Consider the following 18,885-nt stretch of genomic DNA (forward strand, 5'->3'; position numbering starts at 1 on the left):
CGCTTCATTCGCGGTCGAGTTCCTCGTTCAGTCGCAGGCTGCAGCGCCAGAAGAAGAACGCCGGCACGAGGCTCATGGCCGAGGCTATGTAGAGCACGTAACGTACGCTGTCGTCTCCGTAGGCGGGCTTCAGGACATCGGACAGGATGCCGAAGAATGTCGGCCCCAGACCGAGGCCGATCAAATTCTGGAAGAACAGCAGCACCGCCGCCGCCATTGCGCGGGCCGACGGACTGACCAGCCCCTGCACCGAGGAATAGGTCGGGCCGTAATACAGCGCCGTCAGGATCGTCGGGATGAACAGGATGGCGAGCGCCAGCTGCCACTGGCTCACCGCATAGGCGAGCACCAGCATCGGCGCAGCGACAGCCATGCCGATGGCGGGGGCAGTCAGAACATGCCGCCGGTTCTGCGCCCCGTAACGGTCGGCAAGATAACCGCCCAGCCACGTACCGAAGATACCAGCCGCGCCATTGACCAGCCCGAAATAGAGGCCGACCTGTCCGGGGCTGAGGCCGTGGGTGCGCTGGAAGAAGATCGTCGCCCAGGTGATCTTGCCGTAGCTGAGAAACGCCGCCGAAGACCCGGCGATCAGCAGGAAGATCATCGCCTTCGACCCGAAAATGGCGGACAGCGCCTCCTTGCTGGAAAGCCGCTGCCGTTCCGGCATGGCACGCATCGCAGCGCCGCGGCGCGGGTCCTTCAGCACGAACCAGACGACCAATGCCAGCGCGACACCCGGCAGACCGACGAAGAGGAAGGCTGCGCGCCAGCCTACCAGATCGGCCAGGATGCCGCCGATCACCATGCCCAGCACGGTTCCGATCGGAATGCCGAGTGCGTAGAATGCGAGGGCGGAACTGCGGCGTTCCTTTGGCACGATGTCGCTGATGAGAGAATGAGCGGCCGGCGTACAGCCAGCCTCCCCCACACCCACACCGACACGCGCGAGCAGCATCTGCGTGAAGTTCTGCGCCAGGCCACACAGCGCCGTCATCGCCGACCAGACCGCCAGAGCGACGGCAATCAATCGCGGCCGGTTGGTAGTCGGCTTGTCGGCGTAACGCGCCAGCGGCAGCCCGAGAATGGAGTAGAGCAAGGCGAAGGCCAGGCCCGTCATCAGCCCAATTTGCGTGTCGCTGAGGCCCAGTTCGAGGGCGATCGGCTCCGCAAGGATGTTGACAATCTGCCGGTCGAGAAAATTCAGGATATAGACGATCAGCAGGATCCACAGGACCGCGCGGACCGAACTCTCCCGTTCCACTTTGCCGGGCGCAATCAGGCCGGTTGCCGGGGGTGCGTTCAAAGCCATCTTCTCTCCTCGAGGGCGGCAATCTGCTGTTGCCGCTCCTTCTTTCACAAGGGTGTTCCTGCCTTTCGCCCCGAGGTCAACCGTGCTGCGTCAATTGCCGCCAATTTGTTCAATAGAGCAGGTGACCCCTCACCATCTCGACCCATGCTGCTTCGTCAGCGGTGGCCTGTCCGTCCAGATGGTCCGGACCGGCGCTGTCGTCATCGACCCAGGCGCGCAAGGACGGACCGCCATTGATGACGTCGATGGCGAGCCGGTCCATTTCATATTCGTAAGGGAAATCACGCCACAGATCGTAGCCGGGATGCAGAGTGCGGATCGCCTTGAAAGCGAGGGCCTGCAGCCGCCACGGCTTGAACATATCGTTGTCGTAGAACGGCCCCTCGGCATGGATCATCAACCCGCTGCACAATTTCCCCGCATGCTTGTGAAATGTCGGTTCGAACCAGCATTCGCGCAGGGCGCAGCCGCTCAGCCATTCGGGCGCAATCTTCCGCATCAGCTTGTGAATGGCGCCAGCGTCGAGGTCGGGTGCGCCGAACAGAACTTCCAGCGGACGCGTGGTGCCGCGCCCTTCGCTAAGATTCGTGCCCTCCAGCATGACAGTGCCTGCATAGGCGCGGGCCATGTTGAGCGCGGCGGCATTCGGGCTGGGATTGATCCAGATCCGGTCCGAAGGCCATCCCCATCCGGCGCCCGCCGCATCTTCCTCGCCTTGGTTCGGCTGCCAGCCCTCCATCTCGACCACGCTGTAATCCAGATCGAGATCGAACTGTTCGACGAACCAGCGGCCCATCTCGCCCATGGTCAGACCGTGGCGCATCGGCATCGGCGCAGCGCCGACGAAGCTTTCCTGCCCCGGCACCAGCAGCGTCCCTTCGACCGGGCGACCAGCCGGATTGGGGCGGTCCAGCACCCAGACCGTCTTGCCCCGCTCCGCCGCTGCCTCGAGCAGGTAAAGGAGTGTGGTGACGAAGGTATATATCCGGCAGCCGAGATCCTGCAGATCGAACAGGAACACATCGGCAGTGTCCATCATGGCGGGGGTCGGCCGCCGCACCTCGCCATACAGGCTGAAGATCGGGATGCCGTAAACCGCGTCCACCTCATCCGCAGTTTCGACCATATTGTCCTGCTTGTCGCCCTTCAGCCCATGCTGCGGACCGAAGGCCGAGGTGATGTTGACCCCTGCTCCGACAAGCGCGTCGAGCGAATGGACGAGATTGCGGGTCACAGATGCGGGATGCGCTACCAGTGCAACCCTCTTGCCCTTCAATTGGTTCAGGAGTGAATGGTCGGCGAGCAGGCGATCTAGTCCGGTTTTCATCGGCCATCAGGTGCCGCAAGCCTGCCGGCGAAGCAAGCCGCATCGTGGAAATCGGGATCGGGTTGGCTCGAAGGGTCGGGATGAGCAAGCGCCCAGAAACTTTTGGTGCCGCAATACTCCTCCAGCACCGCGTTCAGGCCGATGGTGCTCGGCCCTGCGGGAATTGCTTCTGCGGGGATGTGCGCGTCAAACAGGGTGAAGGACGATCCATTCCGCAGGGAACAGACCGGCGCCTGATCTACCTCCCTTTCGTGCATGCCGGCTCTATAGCTATCGAAATCATAGGCGGCCCAGGCTTCGGAAGGTGACAGGTTGAACTCCGAATATGCCTCTTCGCCGTCCGGCCTGACGAACAGTTCGAAGCAGGTGGTGCGCCATAATTCATCCCTGCGCCGGCGCCCGGCGAAAGGTGGCAATCTGAGCGTTCCACCAGGCGTGACCTTCCACCGCAGAGACAGCCAGTTCGGCGTCATTCCGGTAATGCGTGCCTCGACCGATGCTATGCAGACTGGCGGGGAAGCGGGATGGGCGATCAATTGCGACATCCCTCGACCCCTGCCCGCACAAGTTAGGACAGCGCAAGAGACACCCTCGTCCGAATGGCAAAAAATCTTGCCAAACCGGCCTTCGCTGCTAGCCGCCTGCTGCATGACCGAATTTGCATCCGACCTTATGCGCGTGCTAGACCAGCGCGGATACATCCACCAGGCGACAGATGCCGGCAGCCTCGATGAACTGGCGGCGCGGCAGGTGGTGCCCGCCTATATCGGCTTCGATGCAACCGCGCGCTCGCTGCATGTCGGAAGCCTCGTGCAGATCATGATGCTGAGACGCCTTCAGCAGACGGGGCACAAGCCCATCGTCCTGATGGGCGGCGGCACGACCCGGATCGGCGACCCGACTGGCCGCGACGAAAGCCGCAACATGTTGAGCGATCAGGATATCGACGCCAACATCGCCTCGATTCGAACGGTCTATGAGAAATTACTCACCTTCGGCGATGGCCCGACCGATGCCGTCATGGTCAACAATCAGGATTGGCTGGGAGAACTCGGCTATATCGAGATGCTGCAGAAGGTCGGCACGCATTTCACCGTAAACCGTATGCTGACCTTCGATTCCGTGCGCCTTCGGCTTGACCGCGAACAGCCGATGACGTTCCTGGAATTCAATTACATGATCCTGCAGGGCTATGACTTCCGCCATCTGGCGCATGACATGGGTGCGCGCCTGCAGATGGGCGGTTCCGATCAATGGGGCAATATCGTTAATGGCGTGGAACTGGGCCGGCGGATGGACGGGACCGAACTGTTCGGGCTGACCACGCCGCTGCTCACCACCGCAGACGGACGGAAGATGGGCAAGACCGCGTCGGGAGCCGTCTGGCTGAACGAGGATCAACTTCCGGCCTACGATTTCTGGCAGTTCTGGCGCAATGCGGATGACCGCGATGTCGGCCGCTTCCTGCGCCTCTTCACCGACCTGCCGCTCGAACGCATTGCTGAACTGGAGGCGCTGGAGGGCAGCGCCATCAATGATGCCAAAATCGTCCTCGCCGATGAAGTCACCGCACTGGTGCGCGGAACCGAAGCGGCTCTTGCAGCGCGCCGTACGGCGGAGGAAACCTTTGCAGGCAGCGGCAGCGGCGAAGACCTGCCCTCGATCGAGGCAGGTGCGGAAGGCATCGGCATAGCTGCCGCCTGCACGGCCCTCGGCTTCACCGCCAGCAATAAGGAAGCCAAGCGCAAGATTGCGGAAGGCGCGGTACGCATCGACGAAGTTGTCGTTACCGATCCCGGGCACATGGTGCAGCCTGCTGATCGCGAGGTTCTTAAGCTGAGCCTGGGCAAAAAGAAGCATGGCCTCGTCCGCTACTGAAAAACTTAGTTAATCAGATATTTGCCTTAAGTTTTCGGCGGCGTGTTTACAGTATCTAAGTGTTTCTGCGTCATACCTCTTGTCGTCGGATCGAGCCAGGGAAGGGTTTCACCAAAGTGACCGTCGGAGCACAACTTTCAGTTACCGATCTGCGCAATGCAGCCCGTCATCCGGTGGATTTCCCGGTCATCGCCGAGCATCATGATGCCGGCGACATGCAGTTGCACATCAGCAACATTTCGGCTCACGGCTTCATGATCGACAATGATGCCCAGATCGCGCGCGGCGATCGTGTCATCATCCGTCTGCCGGTTGTTGGCCGGATCGAAGCTTATGCCATCTGGCAGCGTGACGTTCGGGCGGGCTTCCAATTCGAACGCATCATCAGGCTCGACGATTTCATCCAGATGATCGACACGCTGCAGCCGAACCCGCGATTGCGGAAGCGCCGCTGACCAAAGCGCTCAAGACTTTTCAATTTCCGGATTTTCGGGCGAAATAGACCCGCACAGCGCGGGACATCGCGTCGGCGAAGCGCGCCTGCCCTTCATCGGAAGCGAGCCTTGCAGCATCCTCGGGATTGGTGATGAAGCCAGCTTCGTAAAGGACGGATGGCACGTCAGGCGCGCGCAGGACGGCGAGCGATGCAGACCGGCGCGCCTGCGGATGAAATTGCAGGGTGCCCTCGCCCTCGCGCAGGACCAGACCTGCAAATTGTGCGGAGTCCGACTGCATGCGCCGCTGCGACAGTTCGACCAGAATAGCATTTACCTCGTCGCTCCGCCCGCTCAAGCGTATGCCGTTGACGACGTCGGCCTCATTCTCGCGCTCGGCGAAAAGCGCTGCCGCCCTGCTCGAAGCCTCGTTCGACAGGGTGTAGACGCTGGCACCGCTGACCCCGTCCTGCTCTCCGGCTGAATCCGCATGGACCGAAATGAACAGATCGGCGTTCAGCCGCCGCGCAATTTCCGATCTTTCGCCAAGCGCCAGCAGGCGGTCATCCTCGCGGGTCATGGCCACGCGAATACCGCCGTCGCGCACCAACTGGTCCTTCAGCGTCGTCGCCAGTTGCAGGACTATGTCCTTTTCACGCAAATCAGCACCAACGGCCCCTGGATCCTTTCCACCGTGGCCAGCGTCGATCACCACCAGAGGACGCGACCGGTCCTGCGGACCGTAAATCTTCGGCAGATTAACCGGGTCGCCTGCTGCCGGCAGGGCCAGCCGCAAGACGTAATCGCGCCCGAGAAGCGGCACGTCTATAGTCCGCCCCAACGCATATAGCATCGCCAGAAGGAGGACAGGCGCAAGGAACAGGAGCCAGAGCTGGTATCGAAGCGTCATCGCACGACGCTGTTAGGGCGTAATCTGCCGTTTGCGCAATATGCAGCCATCTGCGGCCTTGATCCCATCCCCTGCGCACATCGGCAGCCCGTCCTGCATCAAGCGCGCCTGTAATAAGGTTGCCGCATTGCACGCGCGATGCTAATCACGAGAATACCGGGCGAATATCGCTAACCGGCCATGAGATGGTCTCAACCATCTACAGCCGGTTTTCTGCGAGACAGCCCGCCTGCACGATGCGGCCCTGCTCCATCTTGCGACTGAACAGGTTGATGCGACATATGAGACTCCCCTTCCCGCTCCCGATGCCACGGCCAACACGCCGCGGCGGGGCTGTTGCGGTAGGGATCGAGGGCTATTCAATCGGACAGGTGCAGACCGTCCGGCCCGCCCCGGCAATCGCCGCGGGCGTTTCCATGTTTGCAAACACACACATTCCGTACTCCGGCCATGCGGGCCTCGCTCGCATCGGCAGGAGTCGGCTACCCTTCGCCGCGCGCCCCGGCCGCGGCTCCACCAATATTGCGTGCGTTCCCCCGGCCCTTTGCGGCCCGCCGGGACGCACCTGGAGAATACATAATGGCAACGCGCATGCTGATCGATGCGCGCCACACGGAAGAAACACGTGTGGCGGTCCTCAAGGGCAATCGTATCGAGGAATTCGACTTTGAATCTGCCGAACACAAGCAGATCAAGGGCAACATCTATCTCGCCAAGGTAACCCGGGTCGAACCATCGCTACAGGCGGCTTTCGTCGATTTCGGCGGCAACCGTCACGGTTTTCTGGCCTTCAGCGAAATTCATCCCGACTATTACCAGATTCCTAAGGAAGACCGCGAACAGCTGCTGGCCGAAGAAGCCGAAGCCGCTGAAGAGGAGGCCCGCCTTCGCAGCGAGGAAGAGGACGAAGGGCACAGCCCCGGCGACGAATATGACGCCGACGATGAATCATCAGGATCGCTTGCGGAAGATCTGGCTGAAGACGGCCTTGAGGAAATTGACACCTCCGACAAGGATCGCGTCTCCACCATCGAAGACGGCAATGTCGAAGATGACGACGACAGCGATGAAGACGAAGAGTCCGACGACGGTTCCGAAAATTCGGATGACGACGGAAATCGCCGCGGACGCGGGCGTCGCCAGGGCCGCGGCCGGCAGAACAATCGCCAGAAGAAGGGTGGCCGCAGCCGCGCAAAGGAAGTGGACGAAGTCCGCGCCAAGCGCATGGCCCTGCGCCGCCGTTACAAGATCCAGGACGTCGTCCACCGCCGCCAGGTAATGCTGGTTCAGGTCGTGAAGGAAGAGCGCGGCAACAAGGGCGCAGCGCTGACGACCTACCTCAGCCTTGCCGGTCGCTATACCGTGCTCATGCCGAACAGCAGCCACGGTGGTGGTATCAGCCGCAAGATCTCGAGCGCGCAGGATCGCAAGCGTCTGAAGCAGATCGTGGGCGACCTCGACCTGCCCCGCAGCATGGGGCTGATCGTGCGCACGGCCGGACTCCAGCGCACCAAGCCCGAAATCAAGCGTGACTTCGATTACCTCGCAAGGCTATGGGACGAAATCCGCGAGAACACTCTGGGGTCGAGCGCACCTGCGCTGATCCATTCGGATTCCGACCTGATCAAGCGCGCCATCCGCGATCTCTACAATCGCGAGATCGAGGAAGTGATCGTCGAGGGCGAGGCTGGATACAAATCTGCCAAGCAATTCATGAAGCTGTTGATGCCCAGCCACGCGCGGCGGGTAAAAAGCTATTCGGACCCTGTTCCACTGTTCCAGCGCTACGGTGCGGAAGACCAGCTGCGGGCCATGTATGATCCCGTGGTGCAGCTGAAATCCGGCGGTTATCTTGTCATCAACCCGACCGAAGCCCTGGTCAGCATCGACATCAACTCGGGACGCTCCACCAAGGAACACGGGATCGAGGCGACCGCCACCGCGACGAACCTCGAAGCGGCGAAGGAAATTGCGCGTCAGTTGCGGCTCCGCGACATGGCTGGCCTCGTCGTGATCGACTTCATCGACATGGAGAACAACTCCAACATCCGCAAAGTCGAAAAGTGCATGAAGGATGCGCTGAAGAGCGATCGTGCACGTATTCAGGTCGGGCGGATCTCCGGCTTCGGTCTGATGGAGATGAGCCGTCAGCGCCTGCGCACCGGTGTGCTCGAAGCCACGACCCGAGAATGCCCGCATTGCGACGGAACGGGCCTTGTTCGTACCGCCTCCAGCGCCGGCCTGTCGGCCTTGCGCCTGATCGAGGACGAGGCTGCCAAGGGCAAGGGATCGATCATCTCGCTTTCCGCCAGCACGGAAGCGGCCATCTACATGTTGAATGCAAAGCGCGCCGATCTGCAGGAAATCGAACGCCGCTATAATGTCTCGGTCGAGGTTATTCCCGAAGGGGAAGACGAAGGCGCGAAGATGTCGGTGAGCAGTTCCGGCCCTCGCCCGTCCGAAGCACCGAAGTTCGAGCCCATCGTCGACGATGATGACGATGAGGACGACATCGATACAGATGATGCCGAAGACGAGGACACGCGCGACGAACGCGACGACGATGACAGCCAGAATGACAATCGCCGACGCCGACGCCGAGGAGGCAGGGGGCGGAATCGCCGCGATGACCGTGATAGCAATGGTGCCGCTAGCGACGAAAAGCGTGACGACGATGATGGCAAATCATCTGAAGCAGGTGACGATGACCGAAGCGAGCGCAGCAACGACGAGAATGCCGAGGACGAGGACAAGCCGCGCAAGCGACGCCGCCGCGGCGGTCGCAACCGCAGGAATCGTGGCGGCCGCGGTCAGAATGGCGACGATGGGCAGAACGGCAACGATGAAAACGGCAATGAGCAGGGCGGCAAGGAAGACAAGCCGGATACTGTGACCGCAGAGGACGCTGCGCATCTGCAGGGGGTGTCCGAACAATTGGATGACGACATTGCCGTGGTCACCGGCCCGGATGGCACGCCGGAAAGCGCGGAAGCTGCTGCCGAAATATTGGAGAAGCCCAAGCCTCGCACTCGGCGCCGCAAGAAAGCGGAAGCAGAAGCGCCTGACGATGCTGCTCCATCCGAGCCTAGCGACGCCGCTTCCGAGGCCGGTGCCAAGCCGGCGTCCAAGCCGCGTGGCCGCCGCAAGAAAGCTGACGAAGGCGAGACCTCCGCTTCCGATGAAGCAGCTCCGGCAGCCAGGAAGCCGCGCCGTGCACCGCGCAAGAAGGCGGCTGAGGGTGAGAGTGCAAGCGGCGAGACTTCCGAAAAGAAGGATCAAAAGGAAGGCGCCGCTGCAGCCAAGCCCCGCCGCAGCAGATCCTCAAGCAGTGCCGAGATGAACCCGGTAGCGGCCGATACGGAGCTGAATGACGAACCCTCCCGCACTGCGGCGAGCGAAGCGCCGGCCAAAAGCGAGAGCAACAGCAGCCCGGAAACATCCGTTGCTGCGGCTGAACCGGAACAAAGCGGCCCGCCGCGCCGCGGCTGGTGGCAGCGCACCTTCGGCACCTGAAGCTGATTACGGCTAAAAACAGGGGCGGGTCGGCGAAAGCCGCCCTGCCCCTTTTTTCGTGTGACTTTGACCATGCAGCGCCGAAGGGGTGGCGCATGCTCCGCGAATTTCCTATTGGCACGGCAAAGTACCAGCGAAAGATGACGCATGACTGACAGCATCGAACCGACCCGCATTCCGCCTGCCGCCAGGGAGCGCATCCGCATCCTTTTCATGGCGAAGCACGCGCTATGGGGCGGCGGGATGCATCCCGAAGACGGAAATCACGCGATCTATCATCACGAAGTTCGCACCACGCTGGAAAAGCTGGATCTGAACCTTTCCTTCGCCAACAGTTACGACGTACTGTTCAGCGAACCCGAAGCGGATTTCGTCTTCCCGCTTCTGAACCGTGGCGGTTTCGTCAATTCCGAGATGATGATACCGCTGCTTTGCAACATGCATCGCCTTCCCTATGTCGGAGCGATGCCGTTCCTTCGCGGTTTGAGCGACGACAAGGCGACCGCCAAGCTGGTTGCTCATCACGCCGGTGTGCCGACCGCGCCGTGGTATTGCTATCGCCGCGGCGCTCCCGTTCGTGAACAGGACTGCCCGCCGGCGGAACGCTGGGTCATCAAGCCCAATGCATCGTCAGCCAGCTGGGGCATTGCCGATGCAACGGAGTGGAACGGCGTCGAAAATGCCGTGGCAAACATTCATGGACAGGGCCATGACGCCATCGTTGAGCCGTATCTCGACGGATATGATCTGCAATGCGCGTTCATCACCCTTCAGGGTGAACCCACGGCAATGCCGATGCTGTGGTACGAACGTGAGGACACGCAGCGCCTCTGGACCTATTACGAGAAGCGCGATCTGGTCCAGAATACCGAGAAAGATACGCTCAAGCGGTTCGACGATGCAGAATTTGCGCCGAAGGTGGCTGCTTTCGCCCGCACAATCGCCGAAGCGTTCAATCCATTCGATTACGGTCGTTTCGAGTTCCGCTTCGACCCGAAAACAGGCGACATCAATTTCATCGAGGTCAATCTGAACTGCAATCTCTGGTCTGAAAAGGTCATGGCGAAAGCGTCCGCACTTGGCGGCTTCTCTCACGGCGACCTGCTCGAAACCATCCTCGCGGAAAGCATGATGCGACAAGGTCTGGTGGAACGCTGAATTGGCAGATTATCCGATCACTGCAATCGTGCTGGCGGGCCAGCGTGCCGGTGTCGTCAACCCCTTGGCCGAACGGGCCGGGGTTTCGCACAAGTGCCTGGTGCCGATTTGCGGCCGGCCGCTGATCGACCATGTCCTGCGGGCCTTGGCGTCAGCCAGCAACATCAGCGAGATCGTCATCTCGGTTGAAGATGATGCGAAGAGCGGGCTTGCACCGATCATCGCCGCTCACCAGCGCGCCGATTTGCCAATCCGCTGCACGCCAGCCGCAACAGGCATCGTAGACAGCGTGCTTGCGGCGGCGGAGAACCGTGACGGTCCTTTTCTCGTGACGACTGCCGACAATGTTTTGCTGGACACCAGCGCCGTTGACACGGTCCGGGCAGAACTCGCGCAGGCCGACGCCGTTTTTGCGCTGGCGACGGACAAGGCGGTCCTTTCAGCGCATCCCGAAGGTCAGCGCAATTTCTATCGCTTTCGTGATGCCAGCTATGCCAATTGCAACATCTACGGACTTGCCGATCGTGCGGCCCTACGTGCTGCGGAGATCTTCCGCGAGGGTGGCCAGTTCCAGGCAAACCCGGGCCGGATGATTCGCGCCTTCGGGCTCAGCAACATCCTGCTCATGCGCTTCGGCCTCATCTCTTTGCCTGCCGCTCTGAAGCGGGTTAGCCGCAAGCTGGGCTTTAACCTGAGTGCCGCGCATTTCACGAACGGCGCTCTGGCTATCGACGTCGATAATGAGCGGACCTATGCGGTCTGCGAACAATTGCTCGCGAAACGCGAAGCCTCTGCTCAGTAGGCGATCGGCTCGCCGTCCCAGCCAAAGAAACCGCCGCTGTCTGCAGGCGTCAGACCATCCAGAACATCTATCAGCCGTTCGGCCGAATGGGCGGACGAGAACAGCTGCCTTTCGGGAACATTGCCCTGAAAAGGTTCGCTCAACGCCGTGTCAACGGTTCCGGGGTGGAGCGAGGCGATCACGGCCTGCGGATGCGTTCGGCGCAATTCAATGGCGAAATTGCGCAGCATCATGTTCAGGGCCGCTTTGCTGGCGCGATAGGAGTGCCAGCCGCCTAGTTGATTGTCGGAAATGGAACCCACGCGTGCCGACAGAGCTGCGAAGACACAACGCCGGTCGCGTGTGAACAGGGGCAAGGCATGTTTGGCAATGATGGCCGGGCCGATCGCGTTGACCCGGAAGATTTGCTCCATCGTTTCGGCATCCAGCTTGCGATAGGATCGTTCCGGTGCCTTCCCGTCGTCGGTGGACAATTGCCCGGTAGCGACGATGATCAGATCGGGCGGGTCGCCCTGCATGTAAGCAACGGCAAGCCTGATGCTTTCCTCGTTCGTCAGATCGAAAGCAAACTCCTTTACGGCCGGCGCGGTGTCACTTTCGAATGACCCGCAATTGCCAGATCGCGATCCTGCGTAGATCCTCCGAACTCCGCCTTGTACGAAATGTTCGACCATGGCCCGGCCGATTCCGCCGGACGCGCCGAAGATGGCGGCAGCATCCACCTTGTTGATCCAATCATCCATGAAGAGCATCCTAGCCTGCTCCGCCACCTGATCCAACCACATGCGATCAGCGTCGAGCCATCTACCGCTGCCGTAACGTCATGCCTTGCAGCACCAGCGAAAAACCCGCGAATTGCTTGCCTTTCGGGCATGAATCACTAATTGGAAGGCATCGCAGCAGGAACTGATACTCATGGCCACCTTCACCCTTCCGAAGAATTCCAGGATCACCCGCGACGGGCGCAGCCATCGTGCCGAAGGTGCTGGACGGGTCCAGAAATTCAAGATCTACCGCTACGATCCCGATACCGGCGCGAACCCACGTTACGATACTTTCGAGATTGACCTCGACGATTGCGGGCCGATGGTTCTGGACGCCCTGATCAAGATCAAGAACGAGATCGATCCGACACTGACATTCCGCCGGTCTTGCCGCGAAGGGATCTGCGGCTCCTGTTCGATGAACCTCAATGGCAAGAACGGGCTCGCCTGCACCACTGCCATCGGCGATCTCAAGGGCGAGATCCGCATCACACCGCTGCCGCATATGGAAGTGATCAAGGACCTCGTTCCCGATTTCACGCATTTTTATGCGCAATATGCCAGCATTCGGCCTTGGCTGCAGACCGTCTCCACGACCCCCAGCGGCAAGGAACGTCTGCAAAGCCCCGAACAGCGCGAGCAGTTGGATGGATTGTACGAATGCATCCTCTGCGCCTGCTGCTCCACGGCATGCCCTAGCTATTGGTGGAATTCCGACAAGTTCCTCGGGCCGGCGATCCTGCTGCAGGCGTATCGCTGGCTGGCCGACAGCCGCGACGAAATGACGGGTGAGCGCCTCGACCAGCTGGAAGATCCGTTCCGCCTCTATCGCTGCCACACGATCATGAACTGCGCGAATGTCTGCCCGAAGGGGCTTTCCCCGGCCAAGGCGATCGCCGAGATCAAGAAGATGGAAGCCGAACGGCAGATGTGATCGATGCGGGGAATTGACGGGCAGCCGGATAGCGATTTCTTCGAATATCGTGAGGATCCGGAGCAACCGGGTTGGCACACCTGGAACCTGAAGGACAATACGCGCTTCAACGGCGTGGTCATGGGCCCGATGTGGACCCGGGTCGAAGGCGAAACGTGCCGCCTGCGCATGATCCCCGAACATCGTCATACCAATTTGCAGGAGATCATCCACGGCGCGGTTACGCTGGGGCTGATCGACATCTCATTATTCGCGGCGCTTCGGACTTTGGGCCGGGGTGATGCCGGCATGGCGGTCACACTCGAACTTTCTACCCAGTTCATCGGAGGTGGAGACCCCTCGCGGCCCTTGGACGCCGTAGTCGAGGTCGTGCGCGAAACCGGCCGGTTGATGTTCCTTCGCGGGCAGGTCGTGCAGAAAGATGACACGGTTGCAGGCTTCAGCGGCATCATTCGCAAGGCAACCCGCAAGTGAGCCCTGCATGACAGGCGTTCTGGCGCGCTATCGTGCCTTGATCGATGCTGGCGAACTTCGCCCCGATGCACAGCAGGAGCAGGCGGTGGTGGCGCTGCAGGAGCTTCAGCAGCAGCTGGAAACACGCCCGTCGAACGGTGGGGGCGGATTACTGAAGCGTCTGTTCGGCGGCGGCCGTCCTGCGGATGCGCCCTGCGGTATCTACATGTGTGGCGGTGTCGGCCGCGGCAAGTCGATGCTGATGGACCTGTTTCACGATGCGCTCGCCATCCCGGAAAAGCGCCGCGCGCATTTTCATGCCTTCATGATTGAAGTGCACCGGATGATGCGGGAAGCGCGGAAGACCGAAAGCGGCGATCCCATTCCCGTCGTCGCAGCGCAGCTGGCACAGAATACCCGCTGCCTCTGCTTCGACGAGATGGTGGTGAACAACAGCGCCGATGCGATGATCATGAGCCGCCTTTTCCGTGCGCTGATCGTTGATGAGAATGTCGCTGTTGTCACGACTTCGAACCGGCCGCCCTCCGACCTGTACAAGGACGGGCTGAACCGCGAACACTTTCTGCCCTTCATCCACTTGATCGAGAAGCGCCTCGAGGTGCTCCCGCTAAACGGACCGACGGATTACCGCATGGAACGGCTGCAGGGGATCGAAACCTGGCATACGCCGCTGGGCGAAACAGCGACTGCCAAGGTGCGGGAGGCTTTCTTCCGCCTGACCGATTACGAACCCGAAGATGCGGCTCACGTCCCTTCGGGCGAGCTGGATCTCGGCGGTGGCCGGATCCTTCATGTTCCCAAAAGCTTCAAGGGCGTTGCCGTCTTCAGCTTTAAGCGCCTGTGCGAAAGTGCACGCGGCGCCAGCGACTATCTGGCGATCGCGCAGAACTATCATTCGGTCATCGTGGTCGGCATTCCGCAAATGGGTGCCGACATGCGCAACGAAGCGGCACGGTTCATTACCCTGATCGACGCGCTCTACGAACACCGGGTGAAGCTGTTTGCAACCGCAGAGGTCGAACCGGAGGACCTCTATGTCGCAGGCGACGGAACTTTCGAATTCGAGCGAACGGTCAGCCGGTTGAAGGAAATGCAGAGCCGGGAGTATCTGGCGCTCGGTCACGGTTCGGACGAATAGGCGACCTTTCGCCCAAGCATACGTCCGCTTGTCGCGCAAATTTCAGTTCCCATATCCTGGCTCTACCGGCGGCCCTTCGACAACCCCGCCGAAGCAGGAAAACAGATGATCGATCTCCGCCCCTTCGCCTCGCTCGGCGCTGCCAATCATGGTTGGCTGGATGCGCGGCACCATTTCAGCTTTGCCAGCTATCTCGACCCCTCCCGCATGGGCTGGGGTGCGATCCGCGTCTGGAATGATGACACGATAGCGGGCGGCAGCGGCTTCCCCCCGCATCCGCATAGCGACATGGAGATCGTGACCTTCGTGCGGAGCGGGGCGATTTCGCACCGTGACAGCCTCGGCAACGAGGGCCGCACCGCCGCTGGAGACGTCCAGGTGATGAGCGCAGGCAGCGGCATTACCCATGCCGAGTTCAACCGCGAAGATGAAGCAACGACCCTGTTCCAGATCTGGATCTTGCCCGATCGGCGTGGCGGCGACCCGCAGTGGGGACAGCGCGAGTTCCCGCGCTCCGACCGGAGTGGAGCTTTCACCATTCTGGCAAGTGGTGAAGCCAAACGCAACGATGCGCTCGAAATCAGGGCCGATGCACGCGTGGCGGCAGCGACTCTCGGCGCGGGACAGACCGCCCGCTGGAATACAGACCCGGCACGACACCAATATCTCGTCGCCCCGAAAGGCCGCATCACGGTGAACAGAAAACCTGCTGAACCGCGGGACGGTATCGCGGTCACCGGAGAGGACGAACTGATCGTCGAGGCGCTGGACGATGCCGAAATCGTGCTGGTCGACGCACGCTGAAGAAGCCTAGCCGCTTACGCCCAGATGGTTCAGCGATCTGTCGAGCATGAGCAATTGCCATAGCAGCCGCGAATGATCGCCGCGGCCAGCGATGTGGTCTTCCGCCAGCAAGGCGATGCGCGCATTGTCGAACCACCCGCTGCGCGCCAACGCGGCACCGGAGGCGATTGCCCTTGCCTCCGGTGCCAGCGGCCCCCGCAGCCAATGCGCGATGGGTGTGACGAAACCCTGCTTTTGGCGGTAGAGAATTTCATCAGGCAAATAGGCTCGCATCGTGCGCTTCAGCAGCCATTTGCCCTGGCCTCTTCGTATTCGCTGCCGTTCGGGCAAGGTGGCGGCGAATTGCACCAGCCTGTGATCGAGCAAAGGTTCGCGCGCTTCCAGGCTAACGGCCATGCTGGTTCGATCCACCTTGGTCAAGATGTCGCCGGGCAGCCAGAATTTCAGATCGGCATATTGGGCGGCATCCAGCCCGCTTCGGACCGGAGCAACCTGCATCATCTTTAGCAGCGGCTGTTCGGCCCGGTATTCACCGCGCAGGCGCAGGAACTCCGGCGAATAAAGCGACTGCCGCAGTTCGGGAGTGAGCGCCGAGAGAGCCCTTGCATATCCTTCATGACCATCTGCCGCGAGCGACTGAAAGGTGCTTTTCGCCCTCAGCACACGCGGTGCCCAGTCGGCCTTGGGCCAGTATCTGCCCAGCGTTCCAAAGAGGGGCTGACGCAACGCTGAAGGCAACAGAGAACGGGCCTGCTCTTCTCGCGCGTGGAAGATGTGGCGGCGGTAGCCCGCCATGGCCTCGTCGGCGCCATCGCCCGATAGGGCCACGGTCACGTTCTCTCGCGCCAATTGACAGACCCGCCAAGTCGGCAGAGCCGATGCATCCGCAAAAGGTTCGTCGAAGATCCCTGCCAGGCGTGCAGTCTCGGTAAAATCATCCGGATTGACGCGGCGCGTGCGGTGGTCGGTGGCAAACAGATCGGCCACCTGGCCAGCGTAGGATGTTTCGTCCAGCGCGGCGACATCGAAGCCGATGGAGCATGTGTTCACCGGCTGCGAACTCGCTTCGGCCATCAGCGCGACCACGCTGGAGGAATCGACCCCGCCGGAAAGGAAGGCGCCAAGCGGCACATCGGCAACCATGCGTGACGTCACGCCTTCCCGCAGGTGATGAAGCAAACCTTCCGATAGATCGGACTGGCTTGCATTGCTGCGCTCGGCGAAGCTGACATCCCAATATTGGCGGGCGGCTCCTGCCGGACGCCCTTGCTCCAGAAGCCTGAAATGGCCTGCGGGAAGTTTCTCGACGCCCTTCAGGAAGCTGCGATGATCCGGCACATATCCCCAGGCGAGGTAATCCTCGACCGCAAGAGGGTCCACCTGCCGGCGCAGAAGCGGATGCGCCAGCAGACCCTTCAGTTCCGATGCGAAGGCGATGCTGCCATCGCTGAGAGCGGCAGTGAACAGCGGCTTTACGCCGAGCCGATCGCGCGCAAGGAACAGCGCGCGCCTGTCGAGATCGTACAGTGCAAAAGCGAACATGCCGTTCAGCCTTTGAAGGCAGTCGACACCCCACTTCTGCCAGGCGGCAAGTATGGTTTCCGTATCACCATCGGTGCGGAATACTGCCCCAGCCGCCTGCAATTCGCACCGCAATTCGCGGTAGTTGTAAATTTCGCCATTGAAGACGATGACCGCCCTCCCGTCCGCGGAATGCATCGGCTGCGGCGATCCCTGAAGGTCGATGATCGACAGGCGGCGGTGCCCCAGCCCGATGCCCGACCCAGTCCAGACACCTGCGCCATCCGGCCCGCGATGGGCCAGAGCGTCCGTCATCCGCACCACGCGTGCCGGATCGACGGGCTTGGGTGTCTCGCAATGGAAAATACCGGCAACTCCGCACATGGGAGCCGACTAACGGCTTTCCAGGATGCCGTCTATCCACGCCATTTCGTCGCCGATGCTGCGGCGGAATTCGGCCAGCAGTTCGGCGACAGGCCTGCCCTGTCCCTCCTCAGCCGAAAGGATCAGCGTCGCAGTCGGAACTGACTGCAGCAAGAGGCGATCACGCATAGTCGCCAGCTTTAGCTGCAACACGCTGCCGGTCAGCAGCGATCCGTGGTAATAGCTCGTCTGCGCCAATCGCCGATGACGACCAAGTGCGAACAATGTGTCGGATGTGTAGCCATCCGCTCCTGCACTCTGCCCTACCCAGCGCCACGGAGTGTCCGGCGGCAGCGCTCCGTCGCCAAATGCGCCCGCTTCCGCCTTGTCGGCCTGCCTTGCATAGACGGCCAAGGATACGTCCACCGTCTGTCCGGCCGCGTTCGCATAACGGCCCAGCAACCGGTGGTCGGCGCCGCTCGCACGTGGCTGCCAGTCTAATTCTTGCGGCGAGCGGGCCGCTTGCCACCCGAAAACACCTGGCAAATAAACCTGCTCCGGAAGCGCTGCCTCTACGCGCGAGGCGGCAAGATTCCAGGCGGCGAAGGCAAACAGCGCGGCCAATGAGGTGAGCAGAGCGGTACGAAGAGAAAAGCGATATTCGGACAAGCGGCTCAAGGCGGGTGACGCCAGGATGCGGCCCGCATCTATTGCAGCATCATCGGGATGGCGTTCCGCCCAGCGCCAGGCAATCGCCAGCAGCAGGAACATGATGAGGGCGAAGAATACCCAGCCATAGAAGATGTGGTCGAAGCCTTCTGCAAAAGCGATGCCCTGCGACTGGGCGATATAAATTGTGGCCCAGGCCCGTATTCCATTGGCGATAATCGGCAACGCGAGAGCAACGCTCATGAAAATCAACCGGCTGCGCCAGCGCTGGAAGCAGGTGGCAGCAACCAGAACCCCCAATGCCGCCATGGCCACGAGGAATTTCACGCCGGAACAGGCTTCCGCAACCTCGAACAGCCCGACAGGCGTGTCGATGAACACGCCCTCGATTTCGGCCGGAATGCCACTGGCTTCCGTCAGCCAGATGACGATTTCTGCGGTGACAGATTGCAGCGGCGGGACAAGTTCATCGCCGAAAGGCACCAGGAACAGCATGTAGGCCAATGGCAAGATCAGTCCCGCTGCGACCTGCGGGCCAAGGACGACAATTACACCGGCTATCAGGGTGCAAACGGCCCCCGATTGCCCGGCCAGATTGAACCCGGAGACGCTTCCCACCAGCCACAGGAACAACGCGCCGCCAAAGCCGAACACGCCCGGCCACCAGGGCTCCGGCGGCAGCTTCAGCAATTGTTCGCGTCGATGCCATACCAGCCAGGCGAGAATGAATGGCACGAAAAGAATGTGATTATAGGTGGACGAATTCCACCATTGGGCGAACATGGCCAGCCACTCGCGCCAGGTGACCAGAAAAGTCACCAGCCATACCCCCGCCAGCGTGGCGAGCGGAGCGCGCCATGCGGCAGGCAGTATCACAGCCAATC

At 61.2% G+C, this 18,885-nt stretch carries 16 protein-coding genes; 9 read left to right on the forward strand and 7 right to left on the reverse strand.

From position 1 onward, the window contains the following. Nucleotides 1-4 precede the first annotated feature (4 nt). From G7A66_RS02120 to G7A66_RS02130, 3 genes are all read right to left on the reverse strand, one after another. Entirely contained in the window at nucleotides 5-1,312 is a 1,308-nt protein-coding gene (locus G7A66_RS02120; protein WP_174294052.1) for a spinster family MFS transporter, read from the reverse strand. Between the two features lie 109 nt (nucleotides 1,313-1,421). After that, nucleotides 1,422-2,639: an exo-beta-N-acetylmuramidase NamZ family protein gene (locus tag G7A66_RS02125; protein WP_174294053.1), complete on the reverse strand. Its 1,218-nt coding sequence runs from the start codon at nucleotides 2,637-2,639 to the stop codon at nucleotides 1,422-1,424. After that, nucleotides 2,636-3,184 carry a DOMON domain-containing protein gene (locus tag G7A66_RS02130; RefSeq protein WP_174294054.1) on the reverse strand — a complete coding sequence of 183 codons (549 nt, stop codon included), beginning with the start codon at nucleotides 3,182-3,184 and terminating at the stop codon, nucleotides 2,636-2,638. Before G7A66_RS02130 ends, G7A66_RS02125 begins: the two co-directional genes overlap by 4 nt. A 103-nt stretch (nucleotides 3,185-3,287) precedes the next feature. On the opposite strand from G7A66_RS02130, the gene tyrS reads away from it, so the two are divergent. Together tyrS and G7A66_RS02140 are read left to right on the forward strand one after the other, a co-directional pair. Continuing rightward, nucleotides 3,288-4,517, forward strand: a complete 1,230-nt coding sequence (gene tyrS, locus G7A66_RS02135; protein ID WP_174294055.1) for a tyrosine--tRNA ligase — start codon at nucleotides 3,288-3,290, stop codon at nucleotides 4,515-4,517. Between the two features lie 116 nt (nucleotides 4,518-4,633). Beyond that, on the forward strand, nucleotides 4,634-4,972 hold the full coding sequence (locus G7A66_RS02140; protein WP_174294056.1) for a PilZ domain-containing protein: 339 nt from the start codon (nucleotides 4,634-4,636) through the stop codon (nucleotides 4,970-4,972). Nucleotides 4,973-4,991: 19 nt separating this feature from the next. On the opposite strand, the gene G7A66_RS02145 is transcribed toward G7A66_RS02140, so the two are convergent. Continuing rightward, nucleotides 4,992-5,861, reverse strand: a complete 870-nt coding sequence (locus tag G7A66_RS02145) for an N-acetylmuramoyl-L-alanine amidase family protein (protein ID WP_174294057.1) — start codon at nucleotides 5,859-5,861, stop codon at nucleotides 4,992-4,994. Nucleotides 5,862-6,440: 579 nt separating this feature from the next. Between G7A66_RS02145 and G7A66_RS02150 the strand changes: the two genes are divergently transcribed. The 3 genes from G7A66_RS02150 to G7A66_RS02160 all read left to right on the forward strand — a co-directional run bounded on the left by G7A66_RS02150 (nucleotide 6,441) and on the right by G7A66_RS02160 (nucleotide 11,334). Beyond that, on the forward strand, nucleotides 6,441-9,374 hold the full coding sequence (locus tag G7A66_RS02150) for a ribonuclease E/G (protein ID WP_174294058.1): 2,934 nt from the start codon (nucleotides 6,441-6,443) through the stop codon (nucleotides 9,372-9,374). A gap of 147 nt (nucleotides 9,375-9,521) precedes the next feature. Then, a complete protein-coding gene (locus G7A66_RS02155; RefSeq protein ID WP_174294059.1) occupies nucleotides 9,522-10,532 on the forward strand; it encodes a D-alanine--D-alanine ligase family protein in 1,011 nt (336 codons plus the stop codon). A gap of 1 nt (nucleotide 10,533) precedes the next feature. Further along, nucleotides 10,534-11,334 (forward strand): nucleotidyltransferase family protein, encoded by an 801-nt coding sequence (locus tag G7A66_RS02160; RefSeq protein ID WP_174294060.1) that lies wholly within the window; start codon nucleotides 10,534-10,536, stop codon nucleotides 11,332-11,334. On the opposite strand, the gene G7A66_RS02165 is transcribed toward G7A66_RS02160, so the two are convergent. Then, nucleotides 11,328-12,077, reverse strand: a complete 750-nt coding sequence (locus tag G7A66_RS02165; protein ID WP_174294061.1) for an SDR family NAD(P)-dependent oxidoreductase — start codon at nucleotides 12,075-12,077, stop codon at nucleotides 11,328-11,330. The two genes, G7A66_RS02160 and G7A66_RS02165, sit on opposite strands and share 7 nt — an antisense overlap. 172 nt (nucleotides 12,078-12,249) lie before the next feature. Between G7A66_RS02165 and G7A66_RS02170 the strand changes: the two genes are divergently transcribed. From G7A66_RS02170 to G7A66_RS02185, 4 genes are all read left to right on the forward strand, one after another. Beyond that, the gene (locus G7A66_RS02170) at nucleotides 12,250-13,032 is read left to right on the forward strand and encodes a succinate dehydrogenase iron-sulfur subunit (protein ID WP_174294062.1); all 783 of its coding nucleotides are present in this window, start codon (nucleotides 12,250-12,252) and stop codon (nucleotides 13,030-13,032) included. A gap of 3 nt (nucleotides 13,033-13,035) precedes the next feature. Then, the gene (locus G7A66_RS02175) at nucleotides 13,036-13,506 is read left to right on the forward strand and encodes a PaaI family thioesterase (RefSeq protein WP_174294063.1); all 471 of its coding nucleotides are present in this window, start codon (nucleotides 13,036-13,038) and stop codon (nucleotides 13,504-13,506) included. 7 nt (nucleotides 13,507-13,513) lie between these two features. Then, nucleotides 13,514-14,644: a cell division protein ZapE gene (gene zapE, locus G7A66_RS02180; RefSeq protein ID WP_174294064.1), complete on the forward strand. Its 1,131-nt coding sequence runs from the start codon at nucleotides 13,514-13,516 to the stop codon at nucleotides 14,642-14,644. Nucleotides 14,645-14,749: 105 nt separating this feature from the next. Next, nucleotides 14,750-15,448 (forward strand): pirin family protein, encoded by a 699-nt coding sequence (locus tag G7A66_RS02185; protein WP_174294065.1) that lies wholly within the window; start codon nucleotides 14,750-14,752, stop codon nucleotides 15,446-15,448. 6 nt (nucleotides 15,449-15,454) lie between these two features. Here G7A66_RS02185 and G7A66_RS02190 read toward each other — a convergent pair whose 3' ends face one another. Both G7A66_RS02190 and xrtA read right to left on the reverse strand, forming a co-directional pair. Beyond that, the gene (locus G7A66_RS02190; RefSeq protein WP_174294066.1) at nucleotides 15,455-17,353 is read right to left on the reverse strand and encodes an XrtA/PEP-CTERM system amidotransferase; all 1,899 of its coding nucleotides are present in this window, start codon (nucleotides 17,351-17,353) and stop codon (nucleotides 15,455-15,457) included. Nucleotides 17,354-17,362: 9 nt separating this feature from the next. Continuing rightward, nucleotides 17,363-18,877, reverse strand: coding sequence for an exosortase A (xrtA, locus tag G7A66_RS02195; protein ID WP_332310469.1), 1,515 nt, complete (start codon nucleotides 18,875-18,877; stop codon nucleotides 17,363-17,365). Between the last annotated feature and the right edge of the window lie 8 nt (nucleotides 18,878-18,885).

Origin of the sequence: Alteripontixanthobacter muriae (genome assembly GCF_013336795.1) — a bacterium.
GTDB classification, from domain to species: Bacteria; Pseudomonadota; Alphaproteobacteria; order Sphingomonadales; family Sphingomonadaceae; genus Pseudopontixanthobacter; species Pseudopontixanthobacter muriae.

Bases quoted from the DNA above. Each gene is read 5' to 3' on its own strand.
- zapE (WP_174294064.1), top strand. From the start codon at position 13,514: ATGACAGGCGTTCTGGCGCGCTATCGTGCCTTGATCGATGCTGGCGAA.
- G7A66_RS02150 (WP_174294058.1), top strand. From the start codon at position 6,441: ATGGCAACGCGCATGCTGATCGATGCGCGCCACACGGAAGAAACACGT.
- G7A66_RS02155 (WP_174294059.1), top strand. From the start codon at position 9,522: ATGACTGACAGCATCGAACCGACCCGCATTCCGCCTGCCGCCAGGGAG.
- G7A66_RS02145 (WP_174294057.1), bottom strand. From the start codon at position 5,861: ATGACGCTTCGATACCAGCTCTGGCTCCTGTTCCTTGCGCCTGTCCTC.
- tyrS (WP_174294055.1), top strand. From the start codon at position 3,288: ATGACCGAATTTGCATCCGACCTTATGCGCGTGCTAGACCAGCGCGGA.
- G7A66_RS02185 (WP_174294065.1), top strand. From the start codon at position 14,750: ATGATCGATCTCCGCCCCTTCGCCTCGCTCGGCGCTGCCAATCATGGT.
- G7A66_RS02170 (WP_174294062.1), top strand. From the start codon at position 12,250: ATGGCCACCTTCACCCTTCCGAAGAATTCCAGGATCACCCGCGACGGG.
- G7A66_RS02120 (WP_174294052.1), bottom strand. From the start codon at position 1,312: ATGGCTTTGAACGCACCCCCGGCAACCGGCCTGATTGCGCCCGGCAAA.
- G7A66_RS02165 (WP_174294061.1), bottom strand. From the start codon at position 12,077: ATGGATGATTGGATCAACAAGGTGGATGCTGCCGCCATCTTCGGCGCG.
- G7A66_RS02175 (WP_174294063.1), top strand. From the start codon at position 13,036: ATGCGGGGAATTGACGGGCAGCCGGATAGCGATTTCTTCGAATATCGT.
- G7A66_RS02125 (WP_174294053.1), bottom strand. From the start codon at position 2,639: ATGAAAACCGGACTAGATCGCCTGCTCGCCGACCATTCACTCCTGAAC.
- G7A66_RS02190 (WP_174294066.1), bottom strand. From the start codon at position 17,353: ATGTGCGGAGTTGCCGGTATTTTCCATTGCGAGACACCCAAGCCCGTC.
- G7A66_RS02130 (WP_174294054.1), bottom strand. From the start codon at position 3,184: ATGTCGCAATTGATCGCCCATCCCGCTTCCCCGCCAGTCTGCATAGCA.